The sequence below is a fragment of the Thiobacillus sp. genome (genome assembly GCF_024708915.1).
In genome coordinates this window covers 1-2389 of sequence record NZ_JANJXQ010000293.1, presented here as the reverse complement: position 1 = coordinate 2389, position 2389 = coordinate 1, and the positions used below count along the sequence as shown (strand labels likewise).

Sequence of the window (2389 nt, the reverse complement as noted above, 5' to 3'; positions counted from 1 at the left end):
CCGCGCCAGTCCTTGGAAGACGGGCCGTCGACGGTTTTCTGGGTGGCGGTGGCGGCGTGCACGGTGCTCATCAGGCCGCGCTTGATGCCCCAGTTGTCGTTCAGCACCTTGGCGATCGGCGCCAGGCAGTTGGTGGTGCACGAAGCGGCGGAGACGATGGCCTCGCCGGCATATTTCTCGTGGTTCACGCCGTACACGAACATCGGGGTGTCGTCCTTGGACGGAGCGGACTGCACCACTTTCTTCGCGCCCGCGTCGATGTGCTTCTGGCAGGTTTCCTTGGTCAGGAAGAAGCCGGTGCACTCGATCACGATGTCGGCACCGACTTCGTTCCACTTCAGGTTGGCGGGCTCGCGCTCGGCGGTCAGGCGGATTTTCTTGCCGTTGACGATGAGGTTGCTGCCTTCAACGGCGATGTCGCCCTTGAAGTTGCCGTGCACCGAGTCGAACTTCAGCATGTACGCCAGATATTCGGGGTCGAGCAGGTCGTTGATCGCGACCACTTCGATTTCGGGGAAGTCCTTGGCGATTGCGCGGAAAGCCATGCGGCCGATACGGCCAAAACCGTTGATGCCAACTTTGATTGCCATGTGTCAGTCTCCAGTGAGTGAAAATCTTGTTGCGGAGAGGCGTAAGGCGATAGGCGTGAGGCGCGACGCCTCACTCCTTACGCCTCACGCCTCACGGTTTACAGAACGCCCTTCACCGCGGCGACGACGGCCTCGGTGGTGATGCCGAAGTGCTTGAACAGCGCCGGTGCCGGGGCGGATTCGCCGAAGCTGTCGATGCCGACCACGGCGCCTTCCAGACCCACGTACTTGCGCCAGAAGTCGGTGACGCCGGCTTCGACTGCAACGCGCGGCAGGCCCTTGGGCAGCACGCTCGCCTTGTAGGCGGCGTCCTGGCGGTCGAAGCTGTTGGTCGACGGCATCGACACCACGCGCACCGCGATGCCATCGGCGGCCAGCGCTTCCTGGGCCTTGACGGCCAGTTCGACTTCGGAGCCGGTGGCGATGATGACCGCCTTGGCACCGGCGGCGTCTTTCAGCACGTAGCCGCCCTTGGCGATGTTGTCCATCGTCGCGGCGTCGCGCGCCATGAACGGCAGGTTCTGGCGGCTGAGGATATGGCAGGTGGGGCCGTCGTGACGCTCGACCGAATGCACCCAGCCGGCCAGCGTCTCGACCGTATCGCAGGGGCGCCAGACGTCGATGTTGGGGATCATGCGCAGGGTGGCGGTCTGCTCCACCGGCTGGTGGGTCGGGCCGTCTTCGCCGAGGCCGATGGAGTCGTGGGTGAACACGTGGATCACGCGCTGCTTCATCAACGCGGCCATGCGGATGGCGTTGCGCGAGTATTCGGAGAACATCAGGAAGGTGCCGCCGAAGGGCAGCAGGCCGCCGTGCAGCGCCATGCCGTTCATGATCGCGGCCATGCCGAATTCACGTACGCCGTAGCTGATGTAGTTGCCGGGCTTGCCGTGGCGCACCGGGTGGCAGCCTTCCCAGTTGGTCAGGTTGGAGCCGGTAAGGTCGGCCGAGCCGCCGAGGAACTCGGGCAGCGCGGAGGCCAGTGCATTGATCGCGATCTGCGAAGCCTTGCGGGTGGCGACCGTTTCGCCCTTGGCGTTGACTGCGGCCAGCTTCTCGGCGACGTGCGCCTTCCAGTTGGCGGGCAGCTCGCCCTTCATGCGGCGCTCGAACTCGGCGCCTTCGGCCGGGTAGGCCTTCTTGTATTCGACGAACTTGTTGTTCCACAGCGTTTCCAGCCCCTGGCCCTTGGTCTTGGCGTCCCAGCCGGCGTAGATGTCGGCGGGCACTTCGAACGCAGGATGGGTCCAGCCCATGTGCTTGCGGGTCGCTTCGACTTCGTCGTGACCCAGCGCGGCGCCGTGCACGTCGTGGGTGCCGGCCTTGTTGGGCGAGCCCTTGCCGATGATGGTCTTGCAGCAGATGAGCGTCGGCTTGTCGCTGCTGGCCTTGGCTTTCTGGATCGCAGCTTCGAGCGCCACCACGTCGTGGCCGTCCACCCCGGCGATGACGTTCCAGCCGTAGGCTTCAAAGCGCTTGGCGGTGTCGTCGGTGTACCAGTGCTCGATGTGGCCGTCGATCGAGATGCCGTTGTCGTCCCAGAACGCGATCAGCTTGTTGAGTTTCCAGGTGCCGGCGAGCGCACAGGCTTCGTGCGAGATGCCTTCCATCATGCAGCCGTCGCCCATGAACACGTAGGTGTGGTGGTCGACGATGGCGTGGCCGGGCTTGTTGAACTCCGCGGCGAGGATCTTCTCCGCCATCGCCATGCCGACGGCGTTGGTGATGCCCTGGCCGAGCGGGCCGGTGGTGGTCTCGACGCCGGGGGCGTAGCCGTACTCGGGGTGGCCGGGGGTCTT

2 protein-coding genes are annotated in these 2389 nt (G+C 64.9%); both read right to left on the bottom strand.

All coding sequences use genetic code 11. The annotated features are described in order from the left end of the window. The coding region (locus tag Q0L94_RS17860; RefSeq protein WP_296756039.1) for a type I glyceraldehyde-3-phosphate dehydrogenase at positions 1-590 on the bottom strand (590 nt) is incomplete at its 3' end. 98 nt (positions 591-688) lie between these two features. Further along, positions 689-2389, bottom strand: a 1701-nt coding sequence (tkt, locus tag Q0L94_RS17855) for a transketolase (protein ID WP_296756037.1), incomplete at its 5' end; no start/stop codon positions are given.